Annotated in this window: 5 protein-coding genes and 1 pseudogene; all 6 read left to right on the top strand. The window is 71.5% G+C overall.

Annotated features, from left to right (window positions below):
- Nucleotides 1–94: pseudogene (locus tag ACFU7Z_RS34190) on the top strand (roadblock/LC7 domain-containing protein); the annotation flags it as partial.
- Nucleotides 95–254: 160 nt separating this feature from the next.
- Complete coding sequence (locus ACFU7Z_RS34195; protein ID WP_049658630.1) at nucleotides 255–680, top strand: DUF742 domain-containing protein; 426 nt, start codon at nucleotides 255–257, stop codon at nucleotides 678–680.
- A complete protein-coding gene (locus tag ACFU7Z_RS34200) occupies nucleotides 661–1,245 on the top strand; it encodes an ATP/GTP-binding protein (RefSeq protein ID WP_074001502.1) in 585 nt (194 codons plus the stop codon). Before ACFU7Z_RS34195 ends, ACFU7Z_RS34200 begins: the two co-directional genes overlap by 20 nt.
- Before the next feature lie 401 nt (nucleotides 1,246–1,646).
- Nucleotides 1,647–5,018, top strand: coding sequence for a nitrate- and nitrite sensing domain-containing protein (locus ACFU7Z_RS34205; RefSeq protein WP_380781841.1), 3,372 nt, complete (start codon nucleotides 1,647–1,649; stop codon nucleotides 5,016–5,018).
- A gap of 10 nt (nucleotides 5,019–5,028) precedes the next feature.
- Nucleotides 5,029–5,442, top strand: coding sequence for a roadblock/LC7 domain-containing protein (locus ACFU7Z_RS34210; protein ID WP_030248297.1), 414 nt, complete (start codon nucleotides 5,029–5,031; stop codon nucleotides 5,440–5,442).
- Nucleotides 5,443–5,603: 161 nt separating this feature from the next.
- Nucleotides 5,604–6,245: a DUF742 domain-containing protein gene (locus ACFU7Z_RS34215; RefSeq protein ID WP_074001503.1), complete on the top strand. Its 642-nt coding sequence runs from the start codon at nucleotides 5,604–5,606 to the stop codon at nucleotides 6,243–6,245.
- The last annotated feature ends 50 nt before the right edge of the window (nucleotides 6,246–6,295 follow it).

Raw genomic sequence — 6,295 nt, forward strand, 5'->3', positions numbered from 1 at the left:
CGTCGGCTACGAGATGGCCCTGCTCGTCGACCGCGCCGGCGCCGTCCTCACCCCCGCACTCCGCGCGGAACTCCAGGGCAGTCTCCTGCACTGACCGGGACCCGCGCGGCTCACCCACCGTCCCGACCGCGCCGGGTCCGACCCGACCGGACCCGGCGCCACACCCTCAGCTACCCTCAGGCAGCTGATCCCGCCTCAGCTGGCACCGCCCCAGCTGGAACCGGCTGCCCAAGGCTGCAGCACTAGGAGGACCCATGACCCCGCCTTCGACACCCGCCGGCCCGTACGGCAACGGGTACGGCAGCGGCTACGGCGGGCAGCAGTCCGACGGCTACGAGCAGCAGCCGCTGGTCCGCCCGTACGCGATGACCGGCGGACGGACCCGCCCGCGGTACCAGCTCGCCATCGAGGCCCTGATCTCCACCACCGGCTCGGCCGACCGGGCCGGCGGGCTGCTGCCCGAGCACGCCCGGATCGTCAGCCTCTGCCGCGAGGTCAAGTCCATCGCGGAGATCTCCGCACTGGCCGGCGTCCCGCTCGGTGTCGCCCGCATCCTCGTCGCCGACCTTGCCGAGGCCGGTCTCGTCGCCATCCACCAGCCCGCCGCCGCGGGCGAGTCGGGCGGAACGCCCGATGTCACGCTGCTCGAAAGGGTCCTCAGTGGACTTCGCAAGCTCTAACGCGGCCGCCCCCACCCGCGCCACCACCTCCGCGAAGATCGTCGTCGCGGGCGGCTTCGGCGTCGGCAAGACCACGCTCGTCGGCGCCGTCTCCGAGATCAACCCCCTGCGCACCGAAGCCGTCATGACCTCGGCCTCCGCCGGCATCGACGACCTCAGCCACGTCTCCGGCAAGACGACCACCACCGTCGCCATGGACTTCGGCCGCATCACCCTCGACGAAGACCTCATCCTCTACCTCTTCGGCACCCCCGGACAGGACCGCTTCTGGTTCATGTGGGACGACCTCGTCCGAGGCGCCATCGGAGCCGTCGTCCTCGTCGACACCCGCCGCCTCGCCGACTGCTTCCCCGCCCTCGACTACTTCGAGAACAGCGGACTGCCCTTCGTCGTCGCCCTCAACGGCTTCGACGGACACCAGCCCCACACCCCCGACGAAGTCCGCGAAGCACTCCAACTCGGCGCCGACACCCCCGTCATCACCCTCGACGCCCGCCGCCGCGACAGCGCCAAGAGCGCCCTCATCACCCTCGTCGAACACGCCCTGCTCGCCCGGCTCCGCTGAGCGAGGGGGGAGCCGCACGGCCCCGACGGTCCGTCCCCCGCGACGGGCCGTCGGGACCGCGGTGCCTACCCGCAGGTGACCTCCGGGGGCCGCGCGCAAGACCCGTGTATAAGCAGCGGATAACAGTTCGGTAGGCATTTTGTGATCAACAATGACTCAGCGTGGCGAAACCGCGTCACTCAGCGCCAGGTGACCACGGTTTTGCTCCGTCATGTCGGTGAATGTCCAGAATGTACCGACGCGGGTGCCGGACGGCGGCTGTTTGTCCCCCATCCCAGCACGTGCTGAAATTCCAGCTACCCCTGGTTTCTCCTGCGCCGGCCCCTACGGCGGCGGTTCAGGGCCCCGGGGTAGCGCTGGATTGATCCATGGCCGGCAGTCGGCCGAGAGGTAGTTGTCGAGTGAGGCGTAAGCAGCAACCCGCCCCGCAGCGGCGCTCCGAGCCCCGCCAGAGCGAGCCGAACGGTACCCCGGGGGACCCGGCCGGATTCTCCGCGTTCGCTCCCACCGAGGAGCGCTCCCAGAGCACCGTCCCGGCTCCCGAGCCCCCGGCCGTGACACCCCGCGGCGGCGGCTCGTCGGGCGACGGAGGCTCGAGCCGGTACGACTTCCTCCGCCCGCGCAACTGGCGCGTGCCGACCCGTCTGATCGCGATCCTGCTGATCCCCGTGACCATCAGTCTCGTCTTCGGTGGTCTGCGCGTGAACACCTCGGTCGACGGCTTCATCAAGGCCTCCCGCGCCGAGAAGACCGCGGAGCTGGCCAAGGCGGCGACCGAACTCGCCGAGGCGCTGGAGAACGAGCGCGACAAGACGCTCATACCCCTGCTCACCAAGCAGGACCCGAACAACGAGGTGGCCAAGCGCCGCGGCGCCACCGACGCCGCGCTGAAGGCGTACAACGCCGCCTACGCGGCCTCCGACAAGTCCGGTGAGCTCCCCCGGCGTCACGAGGCCTTCCAGACCCTGGTGGTCGACCTGCCGCACCTGCGGGCCAACGCGTACAACCCGGAGCTGTTCATCAGCGCCACGGCCAACGCGTACTCGGTGATGCTCGACCCGCTGCTGGCCTTCGACAACTCGGTCGGCCTGGGCTCCGCCAACGCCACCAGCAAGGGCCGCGCGATCTACGCGATGTCGCTGGCCAAGGCCGCGGCGTCGACCCAGCGCGCGCTGATGCTCAACCTGCTGGTCGGCATCTCGGCGAACGTCACCACGCGCTACGAGAACCAGGACGTGATCCAGCAGATCCTGATCTCGGAGAAGCTGGAACAGGTCTCCATCAACGAGTTCAACACCGGCAGCGCCCCCGAGGACGCCGCCAAGTACGCGGCCGCGCAGATCGCGCAGACCGCGGCCCAGGACCGCTCGGCGTACAAGATGCCCAACGGCGCGCCGCCCACCATGCAGGGCCTGCTCCAGCTCGGCGCCTCGTACAGCCAGGCCGCCGCGGAGGGCCAGCAGAAGGGCAAGGCGGTCGCCGACGCCGCGTACACCGAGGCGAAGAACGCCGGCCTGACCCAGGAGAACTGGAACCAGGCCACCGACACCCACATCCAGGCCCTGCGGAACACCGAGCTCGCGCTGCTGGACGAGGTCCTCACCGACTCCCGCAACCTGAAGGACAACGCGCTCTACGACGCCATCCTCAACACGGTCATCGTCGTCGCGGCGCTCATCCTGGCCGGCCTGCTGACCGGTTACGTGGCCCGCTCGATGATCCTCGGCATGCGCACCCTGCGCAGCGCCGCCCTGGAGATCGCCGACCACCGCCTGCCGGACCTGGTCGAGAAGCTCTCCAAGACCGACCCCGACCGGGTCGACACCTCGGTGACCCCGATCCCGCTGCACGGCAAGGACGAGATCGGCGAGGTCGCCCGGGCGTTCGACCAGGTCCACCAGCAGGCCGTGGCGCTCGCCGCCGAGCAGGCCCTGCTGCGGGGCAACGTCAACGCGATCTTCACCAACCTGTCGCGCCGCAGCCAGAGCCTGATCCAGCGCCAGCTGGCGCTGATCACCGACCTGGAGAACAACGAGGCCGACCCGGACCAGCTGGAGAACCTCTTCAAGCTGGACCACCTGGCCACCCGTATGCGCCGCAACGGTGAGAACCTGCTCGTCCTCGCGGGCGAGGAGGCCGGCCGCCGCTGGAACACCCCGGTCCCGCTGGTCGACGTGCTCCGCGCCGCCGCGTCCGAGGTGGAGCAGTACGAGCGCGTCGAGCTCTCCGGCATCCCGGAGGTCGACGTCGTCGGCGCCGCCGTGACCGACCTCGTCCACCTGCTCGCCGAGCTGCTGGAGAACGCCACCTCGTTCTCCAGCCCGCAGACCCGGGTGCTGGTCAACGCGACCCGCCTGCCGGACGGCCGCGTGCTGGTCGAGATCCACGACAAGGGCATCGGCCTCACCGCCGAGGACTTCGCGGAGATCAACGAGAAGCTGGCCGAGCCGCCCACGGTGGACGCCACCATCTCCCGCCGCATGGGCCTGTTCGTGGTCGGCCGGCTGTCCCAGCGGCACGACATCCGCGTCCAGCTCCGCCCGTCCGGCGAGTCCGCCGGCACCACCTCGCTGGTCATGCTCCCGCCGTTCGTCACCCAGTCCGGTGCGGCGCCGGAGCCGGACGAGCAGTTCACCGTCTCCCGGATCTTCGCCGAGCAGGAGCCGGCCGCCGAGTGGGCGCCGGACACCCGCGCCCGCAGCGCGGCCGAGCTCGGCTTCGACGACCACCTCACCGGCACCGGCAACGCCGGCTCCAGCGGGTTCAGCCCCGCCCTGGAGGCCGTCCAGCGCTCGCAGCGCCTCGACCAGGTCCGCCGCGCGGCCCTGGAGAGCGCCCCGCAGGCGCCGGTGGTCGACGCCGAGGTCGAGGAGGACTACCAGCAGGGCTACGACCAGTACGCCCCGCAGGGCTACGAGCAGCAGGGCCAGGCCGGCGAGCAGTACGCCGACGACCGGTACGGCTACGACCAGGGCGGCTACCAGCAGGACGAGTACCAGCAGGACGGGTACGCCCAGGACGGCTACGACCAGTACGCCCCCCAGGGCTACGAGCAGCAGGGCCAGGCCGGCGAGCAGTACGCCGACGACCGGTACGGCTACGACCAGGGCGGCTACCAGCAGGACGGGTACGCCGACGACCAGTACGGCCGCCCGGCCCAGGACTCCCCGGCCGGCCACCCGTACGCCCCCGAGCCGCCCGCGCTGCCCGCCGCCGAGCCGCACGCCACCCTGCCGTCCGGGCTGCCGCAGCGCCGTCCCGGCGAGCAGCTGGCGGGCGGCGGCCTCCCCGCCGCGCCGGCCGGCGGCGGCCAGTCCGGCGACAGCCCGAACTGGTTCGCCGGCGCCAAGGACACCTCGGCGCCCGAGACCCAGCGCGGCCACGACGTGTCCTCGCTCGGCGGTTACGGCCCGACCGGCCCGACCGCCCGCGCCGCCTGGCAGTCGCCGAACGACGGCGACTGGCAGCGGGCCGAGCAGCTGCGCGAGCCCTCCTCCAGCGGCACCACCGGTGCCGGTCTGCCGCGGCGCGTGCCCAAGCAGAACCTGGTGCCCGGCAACGCCAAGTCCACCCCGCAGGACGGGCCGCAGGTCTCCCGCAGCCCGGAGGAGGTCCGTGGCCGCCTCACCAACCTGCGCCGCGGTGTGGAGCAGGGCCGCAGCGCCGGTAACACCGGAAGCTTCCGGATCGACCCCGATCAGGTAGACCAGTCCGGCAACGGACAGAACCGGAGCACCGATCTCTTCGGCGGCTCGAACCACCAGGAGCGTTGAGTTGACTCAGATGAGCCAGGCCGCACAGAACCTGAACTGGCTGATCACCAATTTCGTGGACAACACCCCCGGGGTGTCCCACACCGTGGTGGTCTCCGCGGACGGCCTCCTGCTGTGCATGTCCGAGGGCTTCCCCCGGGACCGCGCCGACCAGCTCGCCGCCGTCGCCTCCGGCCTCACCTCCCTCACCTCCGGCGCCAGCCGGATCTTCGAGGGCGGCGAGGTCAACCAGACCGTCGTCGAGATGGAACGGGGCTTCCTGTTCCTGATGGCCGTCAGCGACGGCTCCGCGCTCGCCGTCCTGGCCGCGCCGGACTCCGACATCGGCCTCGTCGGCTACGAGATGGCCCTGCTCGTCGACCGCGCCGGCGCCGTCCTCACCCCCGCACTCCGCGCGGAACTCCAGGGCAGTCTCCTGCACTGACGGTTCGTCGGATACCGTCCAGGTATTCGAAGTACCTCCGCGTCCTTCCCGGGCCCGCTTCGGCGGGCTCGGGTTCGGACGTTGTACGGCCTTCGCACCACCGGCTCCGGACCTGCGCCGAAGCTCGCACCGCACCGCCGCACCCTGTGAGGAGAGGAACCGTGACACCGCCCGACGACCGCAGCGGCCAATACGGTGTTCCGTACCCTGGCACAGGCCATGACGCCTTCGGAGCACCCGGCGTCGGCCACGGTCAGCAGTACGGCCGGCACCAGTACGGACAGCCCCGGCAGCCGTACCCCCGGCCCGAAGAGCAGTACGGCCAGTACGACCAGTACGCCCGGCAGCCCTCGTACGGCGCCCCGGCGCCCGGCTACCCGGCACCGGCGCCCGAGCCGGACCCCGGCTACCTGCCCGCCCAGGAGCCCGGCCACGTCGAGGAGTTCGAGGACGAACCCGACTCCGGCCCGCTGATCCGCCCGTTCGCGATGACCGGTGGCAGGACCAGGCCGCGCTACGAACTCGCGCTGGAGGCCCTGGTCTCCGCCGACGTCGACCCGCAGCGCATGGCCACCCTGCTCCCCGAGCACCAGCGGATCTGCACGCTGTGCACGGAGGTCAAATCCGTCGCGGAGGTGTCGGCGCTGCTCTCCCTTCCCCTGGGAGTGGCCCGCATCCTCGTGGCCGACCTGGCCGAGGCCGGCCTGGTCGCCATCCACCAGCCCGCTTCCGGCGGCGAAACCGGAAACCAGCCCGACGTCACGCTGCTCGAAAGGGTCCTCAGTGGACTTCGCAAGCTCTAACGCGGCCGCCCCCACCCGCGCCACCACCTCCGCGAAGATCGTCGTCGCGG

This window comes from Kitasatospora sp. NPDC057518 (assembly GCF_042802075.1).
In the GTDB taxonomy this organism is placed as follows: Bacteria; Actinomycetota; Actinomycetes; order Streptomycetales; family Streptomycetaceae; genus Kitasatospora.